Consider the following 22,315-nt stretch of genomic DNA (forward strand, 5'->3'; position numbering starts at 1 on the left):
AAGATAAAGACGGCTACGGTAAAAAGGGAAGGAGACGAATGGTACATCATCTTCGTCTGTGAGGTGGACCCTAAACCCCTACCCCCCAATGACAATCAGGTGGGGATAGACCTGGGCACCAACCCTCACTTTCTTGTCACCTCTGACGGGGAGAGGGTAGAAGCCCCTAGGTACTACCAGAAGGCCCAAGAAAAGCTTGTTCAAGCCCAAAGGAAGCTCTCTCAAAAGAAAAGGGGTAGCAACCGGTACAAGAAGGCCACAAAACAGCTTGCCAAACTGCACCGTAAGGTCGCCAACCAGCGCAGGGACTTCCACCACAAACTTGCCAGGAGGCTTGTAAACCGCTACGGGGTGATTGTCCATGCAGACTTCAACATCCAAGCCTTGGCCCGCTCCAACATCGCCAAGGGTGTACAGGATGCGGGGTGGGCGCAGTTTCTCCAAATCCTTGCCTACAAAGCGGCGGAAGCTGGTAGGCGGGTCATCAAGGTGGACCCCAAGTACACGAGCCAAGATTGCCCTGTCTGCGGACACCGGGAGAAGAAGCCCTTGTGGGTCAGGGAGTTCACCTGTCCCTCTTGTGGCACTCTCCTACATCGGGACGTGGCCGCGGCAGTGAACATCTTGGCCAGGGCTCGGACGGAGCCTTCGGTGACGGGTTTACACCCGGAGCCGAGAAGCCTTGCTCTTTAGAGCGGGGAGTCGTCACATTCAGGGTGCGTTCACCCCACTTGCGTTTAAGATAAGCCTGGAATGCGTGGGTTTATCAAGTTTCTTTTGGACCTCTCCCTTTGGACCTTGGCGGCGCCTTTGGCTCTGGTGCTCCGCTTGGAGGGGCTTCCGCCCCAATACCGAGAAGCCGCGGTTGTCTACACCCTGTTGGGTGTCCCCCTTAAGGCCCTTCTCATCCTCCTTTTTGGCCTCCACCGCCAGGCCTGGAGCCGGGTGGGGGTGCGGGATCTCCTGCGGTTAGGTGTGGCGGTGGCCACAGGTGGCGGTATCCTTTTTGCCTTTGCCCTGCTCCTTAGCGCTTATCTTCCCCTACCTCGGAGCGTGCCCATCATCTCTGCTGCTTTGGCCTTTCTGTTCCTAGGGGGGATGCGCCTAGGGGTGCGCCTCTACTGGGAGAGCAAAAGGGGCAAGGGGGTTAGAGGGCGCCGGGTCTTGGTGGTGGGGGCGGGGGAGGCGGGAAGCATGGTGGTGCGGGAGATGCTCCGCCATCCGGAGGCTGGCCTCTACCCGGTGGGTTTCCTGGACGACGATCCCAACAAAAGGGGACAGACCATTGCTGGGGTGCGGGTGTGGGGGGCCCTGGACGACCTGCCCCGGGTGGCCCGGGCCCTTGAGGCGGAGGAGGTTTTGGTGGCCATTCCTTCAGCCCCCGGGGCTGTGGTGCGGAAGGTGGTGGACCTGGCCCGGGCCGCAGGTATCCAGTACCGCATCCTGCCGGGGATTTATGAGATCCTCTCCGGTCGGGTGGGGATTTCCCAAATACGGGAAGTGCGTTTGGAGGACCTCCTTCGCCGGGAGCCCGTGCGCCTGAGGGTGGAGGAAATAGCGGGTTACCTGGAAGGGCGGGTGGTCCTGGTCACGGGGGCGGGGGGCTCCATTGGCAGCGAGCTGGTACGCCAGGTGGCCCGGTTCAGCCCCGAGCTGGTGATCCTATTGGGAAGGGGGGAGAATAGCCTGTTCCTCTTGGAAAGGGAGTTGGAAGCCTCCTATCCCGAACTCCAGTACAAGGTGGTGGTGGCCGATGTGCGGAACCAGGACCGCATGCACCGCATCTTCCAGCTCTATAGGCCCCACGTGGTTTTCCATGCCGCTGCCCACAAGCATGTGCCCCTCATGGAGGCCCATCCCGACGAGGCCATTTTTAACAATGTGCGCGGAACGCAAACCGTGGCGGAACTCTGTCTGGAATTTAAGGTGGAGCGCCTGGTAAATATTTCCACCGATAAGGCGGTAAACCCCACGTCGGTGATGGGGGCCAGCAAACGGGTGGCGGAGCAGGTGGTGGCCTGGGCGGCTTTGCGGGCCTTGCCTGGGCAAAGCTTTGTTTCCGTCCGCTTCGGCAACGTTTTGGGAAGCCGAGGGAGCGTGGTGCCCATTTTTTTGGAGCAGATCAAGAGGGGGGGGCCGGTGACGGTGACCCATCCGGAAATGCGCCGTTACTTTATGACCATTCCCGAGGCTGCCCAGTTGGTGTTGCAAGCGGGTGGCATGGGGGGTAATGGCGAGGTCTATGTGCTGGACATGGGAGAACCCGTAAGGATCCTGGACCTGGCCAAGGACCTGATCCGCCTGGCGGGCCTCGAGCCCTACCGGGATATAGACATCGTGTTTACGGGTGTGCGCCCGGGGGAAAAACTTTTTGAGGAGCTCCTCACCGCCGAGGAGGGGGTGGAGGCCTCCCGGCACCAGAAGATCTGGGTGGCCAAGAAGGGCCAACTCCCCCCGGACTTTCCCCAGTTATTGGAGGAGCTCTATCGGGTATCCCGCCTCTATGATGGGCAAAGGATTCGGGAAGTGCTCCAGCACCTTGTTCCTAGCTATCATCCTGGGGGCGTTCCTTCCCCTGGCTCGGATAGGGTATAGTGGGCGGCGTTATGGTGGAAACCCCCTCCGATGAGCTTTCCCTAAGGGACATCCTGGAAACCCTCAAGCGCCAACGGGTTTGGATTCTCACCCTTCCCGTGCTCTTTGGCGCTTTGGCCCTGGTCTACGGGTTTTTCATCGCGGAGCCTCGCTATGCCTCCACCGCCACGGTGAACGTAGCTCCCGTGCAGGTGCAGGCGCAGTTGGAGCAACGCATTCAGGTTCAGGGGCAAAGCCTCCTCACCTTTGAGGGGCTAAAGGCCCTGGCCTTTTCCGAGGAGGTGGTGCGGGAGGTGTGGGAGGCCTTGCGCAAGGAGGGGAGGCTCCCCACCGCCTGGCAGGACCAGGGGCGTAGTCCCGGGGTGGAGCGCATGGTGAAGGACTTTCGCATAAAGAACGAAACCCCCCGCCAGCAAGTGGTACCCCAGGGGCAGGTGCCCCCGGTGGTGGCCTCCCTAACGGTCCAGGCCCCAAGCCCCGAGGTGGCGGCCAAAGCGGCCAACCTCTGGGCGGAGGCGGTGGTGAAGCGGGTGAACCGCATTCCCTTGGCCCGCCTCGAGGCCAACCTAGAGGCCCTAGAGGAGCAGATCGCCCCCGCGGAAAAAACCTACCAGGAGGCCCAGGCCCGTTTTGAGGCCTTCCAGCGCTCCACCACCCTGGCCCAGGACAAGGCGGAGCTGGAGGCCAAGACCGGCGAGCGGGTGAGCCTAGACCAGGAGCGTTCGGCCTTAGAGCGGGACTTGGCGGCCGTGCAGGGGAGGATTCAGGCCCTTCAGGCTGAGGCCCGGCGCCAGGCGGCCTTGGTGCCCATTGGCACCAGCCCTGAGCAGCTGGCCATCATCGGCAGGCGGTTGAGGGAGGCCCAAGAGAATCTCAAGCGGGAAGCCGAAAGGGCCAGGCAGAGCTATGTGGCGGCAGCCCAAGCCTTGGAGCAGTTCCAGGGGCGGGAGCGCATTCCCCTTTGGCAGGCGGAGTTGGGCGCCTATACGGAAGGGTATGCTTCGGCCCAGGCCAGGCTGCTGGCCCTTCGCAAGGACCTGGCGGTCCTTCAGACCCGGCTAAAGGAAGCCCAAGCCCGCTTGGCGGAGTACAAGGCCCAACTCCCTGGCCTCTCTATAGAGAACCTGGTGGCGGGTTTGACGGTGGAGGAGGCGGAGGCCTTGGTGGCGGAGCGTTTGCGGGAGGCGGATGCCCGGGTGAAGGCGGCGGAGGCGGCGTGGCAGGCGTACCAGCGGGAGAGCCAGCTGAACGTGTTGAAGCAGCAGTTAGGGGGTTTTGCTGACCGGGTGGCGGGGATACGGCAGCGTTTAGCAAAGATTCCCACGGACAGAGCTGTGCTCCAAAAGCGCCTGGAGGAGGCGGAAGCGCAACTTGCCCAAGAGCCCAAACTGTTGGCCTTGGAAAGAGAGGTGGTGGCCGATCCTGCGGTGGCCGCGGCCATTGCTCGGGGAGGGGATCTTCAGGCGTTGGTGGGTTTGAAACTTAGGAATCAAGAGCTGAACCCCACCCACCAGAAGCTCCTGGTAACAACCTTGGACTTGCGGGCCGATCTGGCAGCCCTGGATCGGGAGGAGAAGGCCTTAAGGGACGAGGAGGCGCGTTTGCTGCCGCAGGTGGAGGCTTTGCAGGAGCGGATAGCGGAGGAAGAGACCAGGCGGGTGCGGTTGTTGCTGGAGCTGGACACGGCGCGGGACATTTACAATGCGGTGTACCGGTATGCGGAGAACCTGAAGCGGTTGGCGGCGAAGCCGGAGGTGAAGCTGAGGGAGGTGAGCCCGGATGTCCTGCGCTTCCGGGACCAGGTGGTGGAGCTAGAGGGGCAAAAGGCGGCCCTCGAGGCTGAGCAAGCGGCTTTGGAGCGGAACCTAGGGGAGTACGACCGCCGTATCCGGTCCCTTAAGGCCCAGCTTGCGTCCCAGGAGCTGGAAAAGGAGGCCATCCTCCTGGAGTTCAACACCAAAAAGGCGGCCTACGAGGCCTTCCGCGCCCGGTATGACCAGATTGCCAACCTTACCGCTACGGACCTGGCCTTTGACAACCCCAACCCCGAGTACCAGCGCCTGAGGAGCGCCCTCATTGACGCCCAGGCGGAGGAGGCCCGGCTCCTTTCCCGCAAGGCGGCCCTCGAGGCCCGCATGGCCCAGGTGGAGGCCCGCATCAACCTGCTCAAGGAGCGGGTGGCCCGGGCCCAGGTGGAGGAGGAACGGGTGCGCCAGGCCCTGGAGCTGGCCCGCAACGCCTATGTGGCCCTGGCGCAGAAGCGCACGGACTTGCGGATTGAGCTGGCCAGCTCGCAAAACTCCTTGGCCCAGGTGATCGCCCCCGCTTACCCCATCTACGAGAAGGTAGCCCCCAAGCGGGCCCTGATTCTGGCCCTGGCGGTTTTCCTAGGGCTGGTGCTGGGGGTGATGGCAGCCTTTGTGGCGGAGGCCCTGCGGCCGCCCCAGCCGGAAGCCGCAAGGGGATGACGCCTTTCTGACAGGGTTTCGGCAAGCCCTCTTGGTGTCAGCGGTACGTTTGGAAGGGCAAACCAACTACGGGGCTGACCAAGTCCTGGTCCAGCAAGGCCCTGTCCTGGCAACGCACCTAGGCCAGGCTGGCCCGTTTTGAGGCTCCTGCCCCAAACGAACCTCCCGGTCGCCCTCTAGGAGGGTCTGCAAAACCTCGGTCTCAGTTTCCCCTCCCTTAGCATTATCTATCTGCTACCACATTTATACGCAAGCCCCCTTCATACCTTACACGACCGGGCATCGTTGGGATTTTATGGAGGCCGTATGCTATTCTCTTTTGGGGGTGCGTATATGCAACGGGTAACAGTGGTGGGGGCGGGTTACGTGGGGCTGACCACTGGAGCGGTGTTGGCCTATCTGGGGCATCGCGTGACGGTGGTGGACGTGGATAAGGCGAAGGTGGAGGGCCTGAAGGCGGGAAGGCTTCCCTTTTTTGAGCCTTACCTTGAGGAGTTGGTGGGTTTAGCCCAAGACCGCTTGGCCTTTACCCACAGGTATGAGGAGGCCATCCCGGGGGCCGAGGTGGTGTTTTTGGCGGTGGGAACACCTGCGGGGGCCGACGGGTCCCCGGATCTTTCCCAGGTGCGGGCTGCGGCCGAGGGTATTGGGCGGCACTTAGGCCCGGGGTTTACGGTGGTGGTGAACAAGTCCACGGTTCCTGTGGGGAGCGGCAACTACGTGGAGGCGCTGGTGCGGCGGGCCTATAGGGAGGCATACGGGGAGGAGCCGCTGGCCTTTGCGGTGGCTTCCAACCCGGAGTTTCTCCGGGAGGGCCAGGCGGTGTACGACAGTTTTTATCCGGACCGCATTGTGGTGGGTGCGGAGGACAAGCGGGCCCTGGAGGTGCTGCGGGAGCTTTACGAACCCATCTTGGAGCAGAGCTTTGTCCCACCTCCTTTTCTGCCCCGGCCTGAGCGAATGGGGGCGGTGCCCTTTATCACCACCGATACTGCTTCTGCGGAGCTCATCAAATATGGGGCCAACGCTTTTTTGGCCATGAAGATCAGCTTTATCAACGAGCTAGCCGGGTTGGCGGAGCGGGTGGGGGCGGATATCCGGGAGGTAGCCCGGGGGATAGGTTTGGACAGCCGCATTGGCCACCGGTTTTTGGGGGCGGGTTTGGGCTGGGGAGGCAGCTGCTTTCCCAAGGATACCCTGGCCCTTCTGGCCATGGGGCGGGAATACGGTGTGCCCATGCTCCTGGTGGCGGCCACCCGAGAGGTGAACGCCCTGCAGAGGCAGCGGGTGGTGGAGAAACTTTTGGGGGAGCTGAAAACCCTGAAGGGGCGCACCATTGCCTTGTTGGGGTTGGCCTTCAAGCCGCATACGGATGACCTTCGGGAGAGTCCTGCCCTGGAACTGGCGGCTTCCCTGCTGGAGAGGGGGGCTTTTGTCCGCGCCCACGACCCCATGGCCCTTCCCCGGGCCAGGAGGGAGGTGGCCTTGCCCCTGGAGTACGGGGAAGGACCGGAGGAGGTTCTTCGGGATGCGGATGCGGTGGTTCTGGCCACGGACTGGCCGGAGTACCGGACGTGGCCTTGGGAGTCTTTGAAGGCCCTGATGCGTATTCCCTTGGTGGTGGACGCCCGCAACCACCTGGACCGGGATAGGCTGGGGGCGGCGGGATACCGCTACCTGGGGGTGGGGGTGCCGGCGAGGGGTGTTCTGGAGGCTCTGCCCAACGGGTGTTCCTAGGAGGGGGTAGATGAGGGTCCTGATCACGGGAGCGGCGGGCTTTTTGGGGAGCCATTTGGCGGAGAGGCTGCTCAAGGAGGGGCATGAGGTGCTGGGGGTGGACAACTTGGCCACTGGGCAGAGGCGGAACCTGGAGCGCTTGGGGCGCTATTCTGGTTTTACTTTTTTGCAAGCGGATGTCCGCTACCCGCTTGAGGTGGAAGGCCCCTTGGACTGGGTGTTCCACCTGGCCTCTCCGGCCTCGCCACCCCGGTACCTCAGACTTCCCCTGGAGACTCTTTTGGTAAACGCCGAGGGTACGCGGCACCTTTTGGACCTTAGCTTGGCCAAGGGGGCCAACTTCTTCCTGGCTTCTACCAGCGAGGTGTACGGGGATCCCTTAGTCCACCCTCAGCCGGAAACGTACTGGGGGAACGTGAACCCTATTGGCCCCCGGAGCATTTATGATGAGTCCAAGCGGTATGCGGAGGCTTTGAGCGTGGCCTACCACCGGGTGCACGGGCTTTCCATACGCATTGCCCGCATTTTCAACACCTATGGTCCCTTTATGGACCCGGAGGATGGGCGGGTGGTGTCCAGCTTCATTGTGCAGGCCCTCAAGGGGGAGCCCCTTACCGTATATGGGGACGGGAGCCAGACCCGTTCCTTCTGCTACGTGGATGATTTGGTGGAGGGCTTTTTTCGTCTTATGGAGGTGGGGTATCCCTATCCTGTCAACCTGGGCAATCCTGAGGAGTACCGGGTCCTGGACTTGGCCCACCTAGTTCGGGAGCTTACGGGGAGTTCTTCTCCCATTGTTTTCCGGCCGTTACCCGAGGATGACCCCAAGCAACGCCGTCCGGACATTAGCTTAGCCAAGCGACTCCTGGGTTGGGAGCCCAAGGTGCCAGTGCGGGAGGGGCTGGAGCGGACGGTTCTTTACTTCCGGGAGGTGGTAGACCATATCGTTTAAGCCGCTTGGCAAAAGGCTAGTCCTTAGAAACGGCCTCTGAAGCAGCCTTTTTCGGTGCTTGAAGAAGTGGCTTAGGTTGGGTATAGTAGAAAGCCGGTAGCCCCTTTGGGGGCCTTTAGGAAGGGGAAGCCATGTTTGCCATTGTCAAGACCGGTGGAAAGCAGTACCGGGTGGAGCCTGGGCTTAGGCTGCGGGTGGAGAAGCTCGAGGCCGAGCCCGGAAGCCAGGTGGAGCTTCCCGTGCTCTTCCTGGGTGGGGAGAGGACGGTGGTGGGCGCTCCCTTCGTGGAGGGGGCCAAGGTGGTGGCCGAGGTCCTGGGCCACGGCAAGGGCAGGAAGATCACCGTCTCCCGCTTCAAGGCCAAGGTGCAGTACCGCAGGAAGAAAGGGCACCGCCAGCCCTATACGGAAATCCTCATCAAGGAGATTCAGGGGTGAGCCATGGCACATAAAAAGGGTTTGGGTTCCACTAAAAACGGCCGGGATTCCCAGGCCAAGCGCCTAGGGGTAAAGCGCTATGGCGGCCAGGTGGTGAAGGCGGGGAACATCCTGGTGCGCCAGCGGGGCACCCAGTTCAAGCCTGGCAAGAACGTGGGCATGGGCCGGGACTTCACCCTCTTCGCCCTAGTGGACGGGGTGGTGGAGTTCCAGGATAAGGGGCGGCTAGGCCGCTATGTGCACGTGCGCCCCTTGGCCTAGGCCAAGGGACAGCCTGGATGTTCCAAGACGTCCTGACCATCACCGTCGCTGCCGGTAGGGGTGGCGACGGTGCCATCTCTTTCCGTCGGGAGAAGTTTGTGCCTAAGGGCGGCCCCGATGGAGGGGATGGGGGTCGTGGGGGAAGCGTCTACCTGAGGGCTAGGGGAAGCGTGGACTCCCTCGCAGAGCTTTCCAAGCGCACCTACAAGGCGGAGGACGGGGAGCACGGGAAGGGAAGCGGCCAACATGGCCGTGCTGGACGGGACCTTTACCTAGAGGTGCCCCGGGGTACCCGGGTCTTTGATGCCGATACCGGGGAGTTCCTGGGGGACCTCACGGAGGAAGGCCAGGTTCTCCTGGTGGCCCGGGGAGGGGAAGGAGGAAGGGGGAATAGGCACTTCGTCACCCCCACCCGCCAGGCCCCCCGTTTTGCCGAGGCCGGGGAGGAGGGGGAAAGGAGGCGGCTTCGCCTCGAGCTCCTGCTCATCGCCGACGTGGGCCTGGTGGGCTACCCCAACGCCGGCAAGTCCAGCCTCCTGGCCGCCACCACCCGGGCCCATCCCAAGATCGCCCCCTATCCCTTCACCACCCTAAGCCCCAACCTAGGGGTGGTGGAGGTGGGGGAAGAGGAGCGCTTCACCCTGGCGGACATCCCGGGGATCATTGAGGGGGCCAGCCAGGGAAAGGGCTTGGGGCTTGAGTTCCTAAGGCATATCGCCCGCACCCGGGTGCTGCTCTACGTTCTGGACGCCACCCAGGAGCCCCTTAAGACTTTACGCACCCTGCGGAAGGAGGTGGAGGCCTACGACCCCGCCCTCCTCAGGCGGCCAAGCCTCATCGCCCTCAACAAGGTGGACCTCCTGGGGCCGGAGGAGGTGGCCCAAAAGGTGGCGGAGCTTTCCCAGGAGGGGCTTCCCGTCCTTGCGGTAAGCGCCCTAACGGGAGAAGGCTTAGAAGCCTTAAAGGAAGCCCTCTTCAGTTTGGTGAAGGCCACCCCGGCCCCCGAGCTTCCAAAGCCCACCCCCAGGGTGGAGGTGGAGGCCGGGGTGGAGGTGGTGCCCCTGGAGGAAGGGGTGTACCAGGTGCGCTCCTCCGCCTTGGAGGGTTACCTTAAGCGGCTTAAGGGGGACCTTTCCGAGGCCGCCGGCTACCTGCAGGAGGTCTTCCGGCGCCATGGGGTGGAGGCGGCCCTTAAGGCCAAGGGGGTGCGGGCGGGGGATATCGTGCGCATCGGGGAGCGGGAGTTTGAGTACATCCCGGGCTAGGGAGGGCGGGTTTGCGGATTGGGCTGTTTGGCGGGAGCTTTGACCCCATCCACCTGGGGCACCTGATCGCCGCCAGTGAGGCCCAAAGGGCCTTGGGGCTGGACCGGGTGCTCTTCGTGGTGGCCGCCCGCCCCCCCCACAAGACCCCCGTGGCCCCCGACTGGGCCCGCTACGAGATGGTCCTCCTGGCCACGGCGGAGGAGGAGGGGTTTTGGCCCTCGAGGCTGGAGCTGGACCGGCCTGGCCTGAGCTACACCGTGGACACCCTAAGGGAGGCCCGGAGGCTTTTCCCAGGGGATGAGCTCTTCTTCATCACCGGGGCGGATGCCTACCGGGATGTCCTCACCTGGAAGGAGGGGCACCGGCTCCATGAACTGGCCACCCTGGTGGCCGTGGCCCGGCCCGGCTACCCCTTGGACCGGATGCCGGTGCCTGTGGTGCCCCTTTTGGTCCCGGAGGTGGGGATCTCCAGCAGCGAGATCCGCAGGCGCCTCAAGGAGGGCCAGAGCGTGCGCTTCTGGGTGCCTAGGCCCGTGGAGGTGTACCTTGAACGGCACGGTTTCTACCGCTGAGCTAAAGGAGAAGGTGAAGGCCCTGGTCCGCCCCGAGCGCTGGGCCCATATTGAGCGGGTGGCGGCCCTGGCCCGGGAGATTGCCGAACGGAACGGTCTGGATGGGGAGAGGGCCTATCTGGCAGGGATTCTGCACGACGCGGCCCGCGATCTGGGAGAGGAGGAGCTCCTCCGCCTGGCCCCACCGGAAAACGAGGTGGAAAGGGCCCATCCCCTCTCCCTCCACGGCCGGGCGGCCCGGGTTCTGGCCCAGGGCTGGGGGGTGGAGGACCAGGAGGTCCTGGAGGCGGTGGAGGGGCACGTGTACGGGGTAGACCCCCGGAACCCCTTGGGCATGGCCCTATACATCGCCGACATCTCCGAGCCGGGCCGGGGGGTGAACGGGGAGATCCGGGACCTGGCCCTTTCGGGCCGGCTTCTTGAGGCCTACCGCTTGGCGGTGGGGAACAAGGTGGCCTACCTGAAGGCCAAGGGTATCCCCATGCATCCCCGGACCTTGGCGGTTTACCATCGCTTGCAGGATGCGCCCTAGGCTTTCCTTTCTCCTCCTTTCCCTAGCCCTTTTTGCCCTTGGGGGGGTGCTTTCCTGGCCCAGGCCTCTGGGGGAAGGGGAGGTGCGGTCCCTAAGGGCGGGACCCTTGCCCGAGATGGGGGTGGTGGTGGCGGCCCGGGACATAGAGTACTGCGGCTACCACACCCCTTGCGGCCCGGGAAGCCGCACGGACACCATCTTTTACGTGCGCATCCGGGGAGGGGAGGCTAGGGCCTTGGCCATTCCCCGGGACCTCTTTAGCCCCGTGGCGGGGGGCAAGATCAACAGCGCCTACGCCCGGGGTGGGGCCGAGCTCCTGAAGCGGGCGGTGGAGGAGGCCACGGGCCTGGTGGCGGAAAGGCACCTCATCCTCACCCTGGAAAGCGTGGCCCGGGTGGTGGATGCGGTAGGGGGGGTGGAGGTCTACCTGGACCGCCCCATGCGCTACACCGACCGGGCGGCCAAGCTCTTCATTGACTTCCCTGCGGGCAGGCTTCACCTAAACGGGGAAGAGGCGGTGAAGTACATGCGCTTCCGCCACGATGCCTTGGGGGATTATGCCCGCTTGGACCGCATCAAGGGGGTGATTTCCCAGGTGCTCAAGAAGGCCCAGGACCCCCGCACCTGGCCGGCCTTGGCCTTGGCCCTAAGGGAGGCTTGGCGGGAGTTGGACACGGACCTCTCCCTGGAGGAGGTTTTGGCCCACTTCCCCGCAGTCCAGGGCCTCAGGCTTTCCCTGGCCACCCTGCCCACCCGGGAGGGGAGGGGGACCTTTCTCTATGTGGACGAGGGGGCCAAGGCCCAGGTCCTGGCCGCATGGATGGGCCGGACCCTGCCCTCATCCCCGCCGCAGGTTCCCGTGCGCCTACGGGGGGAAAGGGAGCTGGTCCTTTGGGGCCAGGCCCTTTTGGCCCGGGAGGGGGTGGAGGTGCAGGTGGAGGAGGCGGAGGTGGGGCGAAGCGCTGTGTACGCCAAGGACCTCGAGGCGGGCGGCTACTTCGCCGAGCTTTTCCACCTGCCCCTTCTGGCGCCGCACCAACCGGTGGTGGGGGTGGTGGTGGAGCTGGGGCCCGACCTGGTAGAATAGGGGCAGATGGTAAAGACCCTGGAGGCTGTGGAGCTGGTAGCGAGGATCAAGGATCTCCTTGGGGAAAAGAAGGCGGAAAACGTGGTGGCCCTGGACCTGAGGGCGGTGTCCGATAGCCTGGACTACTTCGTCCTGGCCAGCGCCACCAGCACCCCCCATCTCCAGGCCCTGGAGCGCCACGTGGAGGAGAAGCTGGGGGAGGCGGGGCTTCGGCCCCGGCCCACGGAGGGGCAGAGCCCCCGCTGGGTGGTCCTGGACTACGGGGAGGTGGTGGTCCACCTCATGACCCCCGAGGCCCGGGAGTACTACGACCTCGAGGGCTTCTGGGCGGACGCCGAGAGGATTTAAGGGTTAAGGCCCTGGGCCTAGTCCAGGGCCGAGTAGAGGGCTTCCAGGTCTAAGGGTAACCCAGGCAGGGCACCGGGCCGCCGGGCTAGGCCTTAGGGCTATAGCCCATTTCCTCGCGGAAGTACCCTGCAAGCCCCTTGCTTTGGGGGTTAAGGATGGGCTAGGCCTGAAGGCTTGCCAAGCCCAGGTAGGCCCGCATCCTCTCCCTCCGGTCCTGGGCCTCCCGTGGCGGGGGAAAGGGCCTCCATGACCAGGGGCTTTCCCCGTAAAAGGGCTTCCCCCTTGGTGGCCCCCACGCCGCCACGGGGCCTTGGGAAAAAGGGCCACCCCCAGGAGGTTGGGCCCGCGGCTGGCCCCGGCCATCCTTCCTATTTCAGCCGTGGCGGGGCCAAGGGCCCCATGATGAAGCGCTGAAAGAGAAGGTAAAACCCCAGGTAGACCAGGATCTGGAACCACATGCTTTGGGCCCAGGTGAGGCCCAGGGATGCGGTGAGCAGGATGAGGAGGGTGGCCGCCATCACCACCAAGGTGGTGCGGAAGAAGATTCCGGGGAAATACCTAAGGGCTTCGCGGAAGGTTTTGGGCCGCCTCTCCTCCCATTCCTTCAGGGCCTTTTTCTTGAGCTTTTCCTCACGCTTCTTCTTGCCCACGGGGAAAGTATACTTAAGCCCGTGAAGGTGGCGCACACCGTGGCCGAGCTCCGGCAGGCCCTTCCTCGGGAGGGGATAGGCTTTGTTCCCACCATGGGGTATCTCCACCGGGGGCACCTGGCCTTGGTGGAGCGGGCCCGCAAGGAAAACCCCTTGGTGGTGGTTTCCATCTTCGTCAACCCCTTGCAGTTTGGCCCCGGGGAGGACTACCACCGTTACCCCCGGGACCTGGAGCGGGACCGGGCCCTGCTCGAGGAGGCGGGGGTGGATCTCCTCTTCGCCCCCAGCGTGGAGGAGATGTATCCCGCGGGGTTTTCCAGCCGCATCACCGTGGAGGGTCCCCTCACCGCCCTATGGGAGGGGGAGGTGCGCCCTGGGCACTTCCAAGGGGTGGCCACGGTGGTGGCTAGGCTCTTCCTCCTGGTGGGGCCAAGCCGGGCCTATTTTGGGGAGAAGGACTACCAGCAGCTTTTGCTGATCCGCAAGATGGTGCGGGACCTGGGCTTTCCCCTGGAGGTGGTGGGGGTGCCCACGGTGCGGGAGGAGGATGGGCTGGCCCTTTCCAGCCGCAACGTCTACCTGTCCCCGGAAAGGCGCAAGGAGGCCACGGTGCTCTACCGGGCCCTTTGGGCCATGCGGGAGGCGGCCTTGGGGGGAAAAGGCGTGGCCGAGGCCTTGGAAAAAGGGGAGGAAGTGCTCAAGGGGGTGCCCGAGTTCCGCCCGGACTATCTGGCCATCGTGCACCCGGAAACCCTCCTGCCCCTTTCCCGCTTTGTGCCCGGGGCCAGGGGGATCGTGGCGGGCCGCTTTCCCGAGGTGCGCCTGATCGATAACCTGGAGGTCTACCCATGAGCGAAGCTTTTCCCCAGGAGGGTAGGCAAAGCCTCTTGGAGATGCTCAAGGCCATGGTCCAGGCCCGGGCCTCGGACATCCACTTGCAGGCGGGGGCCCCGCCCGTGATCCGGGTGGATGGGAAGCTGAAGCCCTTTGGCAACCGGCCCCTAACCCCCAAGGACACGGAGGCCATCGCCAAAGCCCTCCTTACCCCGGAGCAGTGGGAGGAGGTGGAGTACCGCAAGGAGCTGGACTTCGCCTACACCATCCCGGGGGTGGCCCGCTTCCGTTGCAACCTCCTGAGGCAGAGGGGAAGCTTCGGCTTGGTGATGCGGGTGGTGGCCGAGGTGATTCCCAGCTTTGAGGCCTTGGGCCTGCCCCGGGAGGTGATGGAGGGGCTCGCCGCCAAGGAGCGGGGGCTCATCCTGGTCACCGGGCCCACAGGAAGCGGCAAAAGCACCACCCTGGCGGCCCTCATTGACCATATCAACCTGCACTACGCCAAGAACATCGTCACCATTGAGGACCCCATAGAGTTCCTGCACAAGCACAAGAAGAGCCTGGTGGTGCAGCGGGAGGTGGGGCTGGACACGGATAGCTTCTACTCCGGGGTAAAGTACGCCATGCGCCAGGACCCCGACGTGATCCTGATTGGGGAGATGCGGGACAAGGAAACGGTGGAGGCTGCCCTCATGGCGGCCCAGACCGGGCACCTGGTGCTCTCCACCCTCCACACCCTGGATGCGGCGAGGACCATCAACCGCATCATCGAGTTTTTCCCGCTTCATGAGCACCAGCAGGTGCGCATTCTCCTTGCCGAGTCCCTTCTGGGCATCCTTTCCCAGAGGCTTTTACCCCGGGCAGACGGGAAGGGGAGGGTGCTGGCCCTGGAGGTTCTCATCGCCACCCCTTACGTGCGGGAGCTCATCAAGGATGAGGACAAGACTCCCCAGATCAAGGAGGCCATGATGGAGGGCTCCATCCACGGGATGCACACCTTTGACCAGCACCTGGTGGAGCTCTACACCCAGGGGCTCATCTCCCTGGAGGACGCCCTTTCCGCCGCCACCAGCCCCCACGAGTTCAGGCTTCTCCTCACCAAGGCCACGGGGCAGGCGTACTGAACGCTAGAGGTCAAGGCATTTTAGGTGATAGCGTTTTTTACCTTTCTTCTCTGTGATCCGGAATCGGGCTACAAAGGGCGGGGGGGTTCTCTCTATGAACCGTGTGATCCGGGCTTGGGCATTTGCGAACTCTTGGGCTACCTGAACAAGCCAGCCTGGCATTTGCTGCTTGGGCTTGGGTAAGAGGATTACCCTGGCCCTGTAGGCTAGGAGCACTTCCTTTTCTCATTGTTTCCGGCTCACCTGGGGAATCCATATTTCGTCCCGTTCCTCTTGGGAGAAATGGTCATCGTGGAGTTCTACGGTTAGCCCTAGTTGGCGAAGGTGTAAGGGGAACTTGCGGCCAAGATTCCGGTCACAGAAGTAGGTGGGACTCACGCAGCCCTGCCCTCGAAAAGGATCGCTTCCTTCACGTCTTCTACACTGATGCCGTAGTCTTCAGCTAGGGACGTGGGGGTTTCACCGGAATCATAACGAAGCGCAATGATGCGGGTTCGGATACTTTTCACGGTGGGCGCGCCAAAGGCTACTTGCGGATCCAGCACGATCCGGTTGCTGCGTATTTGGTCAGCTACGGGAGGGTGGAAACGAAGCGGCCTTCCCCTTGCATCCCGGTGCACCCTAGCCAGGTAGCTCTCTAGGATTTTCTCCAAGGCTAGTTGGCCGGAACGACTCAGCGACAGCAATCCTTGAGGATCCCTAACAAAGATGTCGCCAAGGCCAGCTTTCAGGTCAAGCAGCAAGGGGCGGGCTACCCCAAGGTGCTCCATGGCGTACTTCACCATGCGTCGGATTTTGGCCATCGAGACACCAAACACTTCCCTTAATGCGGCGAGCACATTGGCTTCTACCAGGTTGTGGAAGGAGAGCAGGTGGCCTTCTTCTGGAGGGGTTATCAGGGGTTCAGACCACCTTGCCCCTTGGGCCGTGGTGTAGCTTCTCCCACGCACCCAGGTGCGAAGGGTGGCTACGGGGATGCCTAGGTAACGGGCGGCTTCCCGGAGGGTATAAAGGGGGCGGTCCCGGGGGTCCAAGCTCAGCACCCGGCTTTCTGGCTCCGCTCCTTTGGGCTTTCCCCTATCCATCAGCTAGATTATCACCCCAGGGCCCAGGGAATGTCCACCCCTGGGAGGGCTCAGTTTCTCCTACACACTGAAGGGGAAGCTTGACGTCCCGGTCATACTCCAGGCGGGATTCGGAGACCTCCGAAGGGAAGAGGTGCCCTAACCCCCCGATGCCAAGGCGGTACCGCCCGGCCGTGGCCCTGGCGTAGCATGGGGGCATGAACCCGGTGGCGTTCATCCGCGAGAAGCGGGAGGGCCTTAGGCATAGGCGCCAGGACCTCGAGGCCTTCCTCCTCGGCTACCTGAAGGAAGAGGTGGCGGACTACCAGGTCTCCGCCTGGCTCATGGCGGCCTTCTTAAGGGGCTTGGACCGGGAGGAAACCCTTTGGCTTACGGAAACCATGGCCTATTCCGGAAAGGTTTTGGACCTTTCCCACCTGCCCCACCCCGTGGACAAGCACTCCTCCGGGGGGGTGGGGGACAAGGTGAGCCTGGTGGTGGGGCCCATCCTGGCGGCGGCGGGCTGCACCTTCGCCAAAATGTCGGGCCGGGGCCTGGCCCACACGGGGGGGACCATTGACAAGCTGGAGTCGGTGCCGGGCTGGCGGGGGGAGATGACGGAGGAGGAGTTTCTGGATAGGGCCCGGCGCATCGGCCTGGTCATCGCCGCCCAAAGCCCGGACCTGGCCCCCTTGGACGGAAAGCTTTACGCCCTAAGGGACGTGACCGCCACCGTGGAGAGCATCCCCTTGATCGCCAGCTCCATCATGAGCAAGAAGCTGGCGGCTGGGGCCAGGAGCATCGTGTTGGACGTGAAGGTGGGCAAGGGAGCCTTCATGAAGACCCTGGAGGAGGCCCGGCTTCTCGCCAAGACCATGGTGGAGATCGGCCAGGGGGCGGGCCGCAGGGTGAGGGCCCTTCTCACCAGCATGGAGACCCCCTTGGGCCGGGCGGTGGGGAATGCCATTGAGGTGCGGGAGGCCATAGAGACCCTAAAGGGGAAGGGGCCTGAGGATCTGGTGGCCGTGGCCTTGCGCCTTGCGGAGGAGGCCTTGGGGCTGGAAGGGTTGGACCCGGGCCTGGCCCGGAGGGCCTGGGAAAGCGGGGAGGCCCTGGAGAAGTTCCGGGCCTTCCTCGAGGCCCAAGGGGGGGAGGCCAGGGTGGTGGAGGACTTCACCCTGCTTCCCCTAGGGGAGGAGTTGCCCCTTTTGGCGGAAGGGGAGGGAGTGGTGCAGGAGGTGGACGCCTACCGGGTGGGCCTGGCGGTCTTGGCCCTGGGGGGTGGGCGAAGGAAAAAGGGCGAGGCCATTGACCCCGGGGTGGGGGTCCATCTCCTGAAAAAGCCCGGGGACCGGGTGGCAAGGGAGGAGGCCCTAGCCCTGGTCTACCACCATGGCCGGGGCCTGGAGGAGGCCCTGGGCCATCTAAGGGAGGCCTTCCGCTTGGGCCAGGAGGCCAACCCCCTGCCCCTGGTCTTGGACGCTTTGCCCTAAGGGTCAACCCATTGGCCCCAACCAGTGGCCTTGCCCTTAGGGGCGAGGGGGTAGGGTATACTCTTGCCGGATGAAGCGACGCTGGAAAAGGCCCGTGCGCTATACCCTGTTCCTGGCCCGAAGCGGCGGGGGAAGCCGGGCGGTGGTCCTGCCGGGGTGGGCCGTGGCCCTCTTCCTGGCCCTCCTAACCCTTTGGACCGGGGCCAACCTCTACCTCTGGCATAGGAGCCGGGAGGCCCGCGCCCTGGAGGTCCGCCTCCAGGCCCTTTCCCAGGAGGCCCGGAGGCTTTCCCTGGCCCTCGAGGCGGAGCGGAGCAAAAACGGGGCCCTCTCGGAGGAGGCCAAGCGCACCAAAAGGGAGCTGGAGGAGATCAAGAAGGCCATAGAAGAGCTCCGCCGCCGGGCGGGGCTTTCCCCCTTGAACGCCCTTCCCGTGCGCTACCAGGAAGGGGGCCGGGGGGGTGGGGCCGTGGCCGAGGAGTCCCTGGCGGGCTGGGCGGAGGTGCGGGCGGAGGTCCTGGACCTCAAGAACCAGCTTAAGGAGGTGGTCCCAGCTCTGGAAAGGACCCTGGAGGTGGAGCGAAGCCTTCCCCAGGGCCTGCCCCTACGGGGGTACAAGGGGGTCACCTCCTTTTTTGGCACGCGCAAAAACCCCTTCGGCCCAGGGTACGAGTTCCACGACGGCCTAGACTTCGCCGCTCCCTATGGGGCTCCCGTCTACGCCACGGGAAGCGGGGTGGTGGCCCAGGTGGGCTGGATGGGGGCCTATGGCCTTGCCGTCCTCCTGGACCATGCGGAGGGGTACCAGACCCTCTACGGCCACCTTTCCCGCTTGGCGGTGCACCCCGGGCAGAGGGTGGAAAGGGGGCAGGTCCTGGGGTACGTGGGCTCCACGGGCCGCTCCACCGGCCCCCACCTCCACTACAGCGTCTACCGCTACGGCACCCCCTTGGACCCCAGGCCCTACCTAGACCCCCTTTGGGCCTCCCGTTAAAATGGGGCGGATGCTGGGGAGGAGGCAAAACGGGGCCCTCACCTACCTGGGGCCCGACACCGAGGTCCTGGGGGACCTGAAGGCCAAGGGCCAGGTGCGCATTGACGGCCTGGTCAAGGGCTCGGTCTACGTGGAAGGGGAGTTGGAGGTGGGCCGCACGGGCCGGGTGGAGGGGGAGAGGGTGGAGGCAGGAAGCGTCCAGATCCACGGGGAGGTCAAGGCCGACTTGGTGGCCACCAAGGTCAGCCTTTCCAAGACGGCCCGCTTCACCGGCACCATTCGGGCCCAGGCCCTGGATGTGGAAGCGGGGGCGGTCTTCATCGGCCAGAGCCTGGCGGGGGAGACCAGGGCCTTGGAAGCCCCCAAGGAGGCGTAGCGTGGCCCTAGAGCGGCTTTTCCGAAGGAAAAGGCCCAGCGGGGAGAACCGGGACGTCCCCGAGCTTTGGACCAAGTGCGAGGCCTGTGGGGCCCAGCTCTATAAGAAGGAGTTTAAGGAGAACCTGTACGTCTGCCCCAAGTGCGGCCACCACCACCGGGTGCCCGCTCCCGAGCGGGTGGAGATGCTGGCCGATGCCGGCACCTTCCAGGAGATCACCCGGCTTAAGCCCTTGGACCCCTTGGGTTTCGTGGACACCAAACCCTACCGGGAAAGGCTTAAGGCTTACCAAGAGGAAACCGGCCGCCCCGACGCCATCCTGGGGGGTACCTGCGCCATCGGCGGGGTGCCTGCGGTCCTCATGGTCATGGACTACGCCTTTGCCGGTGGCTCCATGGGGAGCGTGGTGGGGGAGGAGATCGCCCGGGGAGCAGAACGGGCGGCGGCGGAGGGCCGGGCCCTGGTGATCGTGGCGGCCTCGGGGGGAGCCAGGATGCAGGAGGCGGCCCTTTCCCTCATGCAGATGGCCAAGACGGTGATGAGCCTGGACCGCCTTTGGGAAAGGCGGCTTCCCTACGTGTCCATCCTCACGGATCCCACCACCGGGGGGGTTACCGCCAGCTTCGCCGCCTTGGCCGACGTGATCTTCGCCGAGCCTGGGGCCTTGATCGGCTTTGCCGGGCCCAGGGTTATCCGCCAGACCATCCGCCAGGAGCTCCCCGAGGGCTTCCAGCGCTCGGAGTTCTTGCTGAAGCACGGCATGGTGGACCGGGTCACGGACCGCAGGAGGCTGAAGGCGGAAGTGGTCCAGGTCCTTCGCCACCTGCACCCCGGGGTTTCCTATGGCACTGGAGTTTGAAAAGCCCATCCTAGAGCTGGAAAAACGCATCGCCGAGCTGAAGGAGACGGCCCGCACCACGGGGGTGGACCTCGAGGCGGAGATCCGTCTCCTAGAAGAACGCCTGGCCCGGCTCAAGCAGGAGGTCTATGGCCATCTCACCGCCTGGCAAAGGGTGCAGCTGGCCCGGGCCCCGGGCCGCCCCACCACCTTGGACGTCCTGGAGAAGGCCTTCCAGGACTTTTTGGAACTCCATGGGGACCGGGCCTTCGCCGACGATCCCGCCATCGTGGGGGGGCTGGCCTACCTAGAGGGGGAAAAGGTGGTGGTGGTAGGCCACCAAAAGGGGCGGGACACCAAGGAGAACCTGCAGCGCAACTTCGGCATGCCCCATCCCGAGGGGTACCGCAAGGCCATGCGCCTCATGGACCTGGCGGACCGCTTCGGCTATCCCTTCATCTCCTTCATTGACACCCCGGGGGCCTACCCGGGGGTTTCCGCGGAGGAGCGGGGCCAGGCCTGGGTCATCGCCCAGAGCATCCAGCGCATGAGCCGCCTGAGGGTTCCCGCCATCGCCCTCATCCTGGGGGAGGGGGGAAGCGGGGGGGCCTTGGCCATCGGGGTGGCCAACCGGGTCCTCATCATGGAAAACGCCTGGTACTCGGTGATTAGTCCCGAGTCCTGCGCGGCCATCCTCTGGCGGGAGGCCAAGGAGGCTCCCAAGGCCGCCGAGGCCCTGAGGCTCACGCCCACGGACCTTCTGGCCCAGAAGGTGGTGGACGCCATCGTTCCCGAGCCCGAGGGCGGGGCCCACAAGGATCCCTTGAAGGCCATCCAGAACATCAAGGAAGCCCTCCTAAGGACCCTCGAGGAGCTCAAGGAGCTTTCCCCGGAGGAACTCTACCAAGACCGTTACCGCCGCTTCCGCACCTTAGGGGCTTACGCCGAGTCTTAAGGGGCCTTGGCCTTTTTCCCTCAGGATTTTCACAGGGAGGCTTTAGCCTGAGGGCGGAGGTGAGGGCTATGCGGAAACTGCTTTTGGCCATTTTGGGTTTGGGGGCGGCGTTGGCCCAGCAGATAAGCCCCCAGGGCATCCTCGTGAACCCGGTGCCCACCGACCTTCAGGTAAGGGTTTGGGTGGACAAGGATCCAGGAAAGCGGGGCACGAGCGTTTATCAGATCGGTGAGCCCATCTTCATCTACGTGAACGTGAACCAGGATGCCTATGTTTACCTTTTCAACATCAACGCCGATGGCAGGATTGACCCCATCCTGCCCAACGCCTTTGAGCGGGAGAACTTCCTCCGGGCGGGGGAGACCCGGCGCTTTCCCCCGGAAGGGGCCCGCTACCGCTACACGGTGACCGGCCCGGAAGGGGAGGACCGCATCCTGGCCGTGGCCAGCAAGCGCCCCCTCTCCTTGGGGGAGATCCTGGATGTGGAGGCCAACCGGCTGCGGGTGCAAGGGGCGGAAGGCCTGGCCCGGGCGCTTTCCATCGTGGTGGAGCCCCTTCCCCCCAAGGACTGGGTCACGGACGTGGCCCGCTACTACGTGGGCCGGGTGACGGCTCCCCCACCTAGCCCGGCCCTGGCCACCTTGGTGGTGGACTCCAGGCCCACCGGCGCCGAGGTCTACCTCAATGGCCGGCTTTCTGGGCGCACCCCTCTCACCCTCCAGGTGAACCCTGGCCGGCAGGAGGTGGAGCTCCGGCTTGCCGGCTACCAGCCCTACCGGGTGACGGTGAACCCGAAGCCGGGGGAGCGGGTGCAGGTCTTCGCCCAGCTGGTGCCCGAGCCCAGGCAGGGAACCCTGGTCATCTCCTCCACTCCCTCGGGGGCCGAGGTGTACGTGGAGGGGGCCCTCCGGGGCCGTACCCCCCTTTCCCTAAGCCTGCCCGAAGGCCGCTACCAGGTGGAGCTTAGGCTGGCCGGCTATGAGACCTACCGGGCCACGGTCCAGGTGCGAAGGGGGGAGACCACCCGGCTGGACGTGCGCCTTAACCCCGTTTCCCGCACCGGGACCCTCTTCCTGGAGTCCAACCCCACGGGGGCCGAGGCCTACGTGAACGGCACCTTGCGGGGCCGCACCCCCTTGCGCCTGGTCCTGGATGAGGGGACCTACCAGGTGGAGTTTAGGGCCCCCGGTTACGAGCCCTACCGGGCCACGGTGCGGGTGGAGCGGGGCCGGGAGACCCGGGTTTCCGCCAGCCTTAGGCCCATCCGCACCGGGGAGCTTTACCTGGAGGCCAGGCCCGAGGGGGCCGAGGTCTATGTGGATGGCCGCCTCATGGGCCGGGCGCCCTTGAGGGTAAGCCTGGAGGCCGGTCTCCATGAGGTGCGGGTCCTGGCCCCCGGCTACGGGGAGTACCGGGCCCAGGTGGAGGTGCGCCCCGGGGAGTCCGTGAGGCTTTATGTGGAGCTCCTCCCGGTGCGGGCGGTGTTGGAGCTTTACCTGAACGTGGAGGCCCGGGTCTTCTTGAACGGGGAAGAGGTGGGGGTGGCCAAGGGAGGCTACCTGCGCCTCGAGGCGCCCTTTGGCCAGCACGAGCTCACCCTGGTGGCCCCTGGGTACCGCACCCTGGTGGAGACGGTGCAGGTCAGCGGAAACCAGGTGCTGCGGTTTACCCTTAGACCCCTCTGAGGGCCACCGCCAAGGGGGGGTTTCCCGCCGTGGGTTTCCGCGGCGGGA

Annotated in this window: 23 protein-coding genes; 20 read left to right on the forward strand and 3 right to left on the reverse strand. The window is 64.6% G+C overall.

Features of this window, described 5'->3' with window-relative positions:
- From L0D16_RS07560 to rsfS, 12 genes are all read left to right on the forward strand, one after another.
- On the forward strand, positions 1–693 hold a 693-nt coding region (locus tag L0D16_RS07560; protein WP_243031014.1), incomplete at its 5' end, for an RNA-guided endonuclease InsQ/TnpB family protein.
- 60 nt (positions 694–753) lie between these two features.
- Positions 754–2,595 (forward strand): polysaccharide biosynthesis protein, encoded by a 1,842-nt coding sequence (locus tag L0D16_RS07565; protein WP_243031015.1) that lies wholly within the window; start codon positions 754–756, stop codon positions 2,593–2,595.
- 11 nt (positions 2,596–2,606) lie between these two features.
- The gene (locus L0D16_RS12420) at positions 2,607–5,063 is read left to right on the forward strand and encodes a Wzz/FepE/Etk N-terminal domain-containing protein (RefSeq protein WP_279231260.1); all 2,457 of its coding nucleotides are present in this window, start codon (positions 2,607–2,609) and stop codon (positions 5,061–5,063) included.
- A 333-nt stretch (positions 5,064–5,396) separates the two neighbouring features.
- Positions 5,397–6,800, forward strand: a complete 1,404-nt coding sequence (locus L0D16_RS07580; protein ID WP_243031016.1) for a UDP-glucose dehydrogenase family protein — start codon at positions 5,397–5,399, stop codon at positions 6,798–6,800.
- 10 nt (positions 6,801–6,810) lie between these two features.
- Entirely contained in the window at positions 6,811–7,752 is a 942-nt protein-coding gene (locus L0D16_RS07585) for a UDP-glucuronic acid decarboxylase family protein (protein WP_243031017.1), read from the forward strand.
- A 131-nt stretch (positions 7,753–7,883) separates the two neighbouring features.
- The gene (rplU, locus tag L0D16_RS07590; protein WP_243031018.1) at positions 7,884–8,189 is read left to right on the forward strand and encodes a 50S ribosomal protein L21; all 306 of its coding nucleotides are present in this window, start codon (positions 7,884–7,886) and stop codon (positions 8,187–8,189) included.
- A gap of 3 nt (positions 8,190–8,192) precedes the next feature.
- Positions 8,193–8,450: a 50S ribosomal protein L27 gene (rpmA, locus tag L0D16_RS07595; protein ID WP_114313514.1), complete on the forward strand. Its 258-nt coding sequence runs from the start codon at positions 8,193–8,195 to the stop codon at positions 8,448–8,450.
- Positions 8,451–8,467: 17 nt separating this feature from the next.
- Complete coding sequence (gene obgE, locus L0D16_RS07600) at positions 8,468–9,715, forward strand: GTPase ObgE (RefSeq protein ID WP_243031019.1); 1,248 nt, start codon at positions 8,468–8,470, stop codon at positions 9,713–9,715.
- 11 nt (positions 9,716–9,726) lie between these two features.
- The gene (gene nadD / locus L0D16_RS07605) at positions 9,727–10,287 is read left to right on the forward strand and encodes a nicotinate-nucleotide adenylyltransferase (RefSeq protein ID WP_243031020.1); all 561 of its coding nucleotides are present in this window, start codon (positions 9,727–9,729) and stop codon (positions 10,285–10,287) included.
- On the forward strand, positions 10,262–10,819 hold the full coding sequence (gene yqeK, locus L0D16_RS07610) for a bis(5'-nucleosyl)-tetraphosphatase (symmetrical) YqeK (RefSeq protein WP_243031021.1): 558 nt from the start codon (positions 10,262–10,264) through the stop codon (positions 10,817–10,819). The genes nadD and yqeK overlap by 26 nt, the downstream gene beginning before the upstream one ends.
- Positions 10,809–11,906 carry an LCP family protein gene (locus L0D16_RS07615; protein ID WP_243031022.1) on the forward strand — a complete coding sequence of 366 codons (1,098 nt, stop codon included), beginning with the start codon at positions 10,809–10,811 and terminating at the stop codon, positions 11,904–11,906. The genes yqeK and L0D16_RS07615 overlap by 11 nt, the downstream gene beginning before the upstream one ends.
- A gap of 6 nt (positions 11,907–11,912) precedes the next feature.
- Positions 11,913–12,254, forward strand: coding sequence for a ribosome silencing factor (rsfS, locus tag L0D16_RS07620; RefSeq protein WP_243031023.1), 342 nt, complete (start codon positions 11,913–11,915; stop codon positions 12,252–12,254).
- A 368-nt stretch (positions 12,255–12,622) separates the two neighbouring features.
- Here rsfS and L0D16_RS07625 read toward each other — a convergent pair whose 3' ends face one another.
- A complete protein-coding gene (locus L0D16_RS07625; RefSeq protein WP_243031024.1) occupies positions 12,623–12,904 on the reverse strand; it encodes a hypothetical protein in 282 nt (93 codons plus the stop codon).
- Positions 12,905–12,925: 21 nt separating this feature from the next.
- On the opposite strand from L0D16_RS07625, the gene panC reads away from it, so the two are divergent.
- Both panC and L0D16_RS07635 read left to right on the forward strand, forming a co-directional pair.
- Complete coding sequence (panC, locus tag L0D16_RS07630) at positions 12,926–13,756, forward strand: pantoate--beta-alanine ligase (RefSeq protein ID WP_243031025.1); 831 nt, start codon at positions 12,926–12,928, stop codon at positions 13,754–13,756.
- Positions 13,753–14,862, forward strand: coding sequence for a type IV pilus twitching motility protein PilT (locus tag L0D16_RS07635; protein WP_243031026.1), 1,110 nt, complete (start codon positions 13,753–13,755; stop codon positions 14,860–14,862). The genes panC and L0D16_RS07635 overlap by 4 nt, the downstream gene beginning before the upstream one ends.
- 225 nt (positions 14,863–15,087) lie before the next feature.
- Here the strand turns inward: L0D16_RS07635 and L0D16_RS07640 are convergent, their stop codons facing one another.
- Together L0D16_RS07640 and L0D16_RS07645 are read right to left on the reverse strand one after the other, a co-directional pair.
- Entirely contained in the window at positions 15,088–15,240 is a 153-nt protein-coding gene (locus L0D16_RS07640; protein WP_243031027.1) for a PIN-like domain-containing protein, read from the reverse strand.
- Positions 15,237–15,947, reverse strand: coding sequence for a DUF433 domain-containing protein (locus L0D16_RS07645; RefSeq protein WP_243031028.1), 711 nt, complete (start codon positions 15,945–15,947; stop codon positions 15,237–15,239). Before L0D16_RS07645 ends, L0D16_RS07640 begins: the two co-directional genes overlap by 4 nt.
- Before the next feature lie 197 nt (positions 15,948–16,144).
- On the opposite strand from L0D16_RS07645, the gene L0D16_RS07650 reads away from it, so the two are divergent.
- The 6 genes from L0D16_RS07650 to L0D16_RS07675 all read left to right on the forward strand — a co-directional run bounded on the left by L0D16_RS07650 (position 16,145) and on the right by L0D16_RS07675 (position 22,267).
- Positions 16,145–17,419, forward strand: coding sequence for a thymidine phosphorylase (locus L0D16_RS07650; protein ID WP_243031029.1), 1,275 nt, complete (start codon positions 16,145–16,147; stop codon positions 17,417–17,419).
- Between the two features lie 70 nt (positions 17,420–17,489).
- Positions 17,490–18,413 carry a peptidoglycan DD-metalloendopeptidase family protein gene (locus L0D16_RS07655; RefSeq protein ID WP_243031030.1) on the forward strand — a complete coding sequence of 308 codons (924 nt, stop codon included), beginning with the start codon at positions 17,490–17,492 and terminating at the stop codon, positions 18,411–18,413.
- A 10-nt stretch (positions 18,414–18,423) separates the two neighbouring features.
- Positions 18,424–18,789 carry a bactofilin family protein gene (locus tag L0D16_RS07660; RefSeq protein ID WP_243031031.1) on the forward strand — a complete coding sequence of 122 codons (366 nt, stop codon included), beginning with the start codon at positions 18,424–18,426 and terminating at the stop codon, positions 18,787–18,789.
- A gap of 1 nt (position 18,790) precedes the next feature.
- Positions 18,791–19,648 carry an acetyl-CoA carboxylase, carboxyltransferase subunit beta gene (gene accD, locus L0D16_RS07665; RefSeq protein WP_243031032.1) on the forward strand — a complete coding sequence of 286 codons (858 nt, stop codon included), beginning with the start codon at positions 18,791–18,793 and terminating at the stop codon, positions 19,646–19,648.
- Positions 19,632–20,582, forward strand: a complete 951-nt coding sequence (locus tag L0D16_RS07670) for an acetyl-CoA carboxylase carboxyltransferase subunit alpha (protein WP_243031033.1) — start codon at positions 19,632–19,634, stop codon at positions 20,580–20,582. Before accD ends, L0D16_RS07670 begins: the two co-directional genes overlap by 17 nt.
- Before the next feature lie 68 nt (positions 20,583–20,650).
- Positions 20,651–22,267 (forward strand): PEGA domain-containing protein, encoded by a 1,617-nt coding sequence (locus L0D16_RS07675; protein ID WP_243031034.1) that lies wholly within the window; start codon positions 20,651–20,653, stop codon positions 22,265–22,267.
- Positions 22,268–22,315: the final 48 nt, after the last annotated feature.

The organism is Thermus altitudinis (assembly GCF_022760835.1).
Classification (GTDB): domain Bacteria; phylum Deinococcota; class Deinococci; order Deinococcales; family Thermaceae; genus Thermus; species Thermus altitudinis.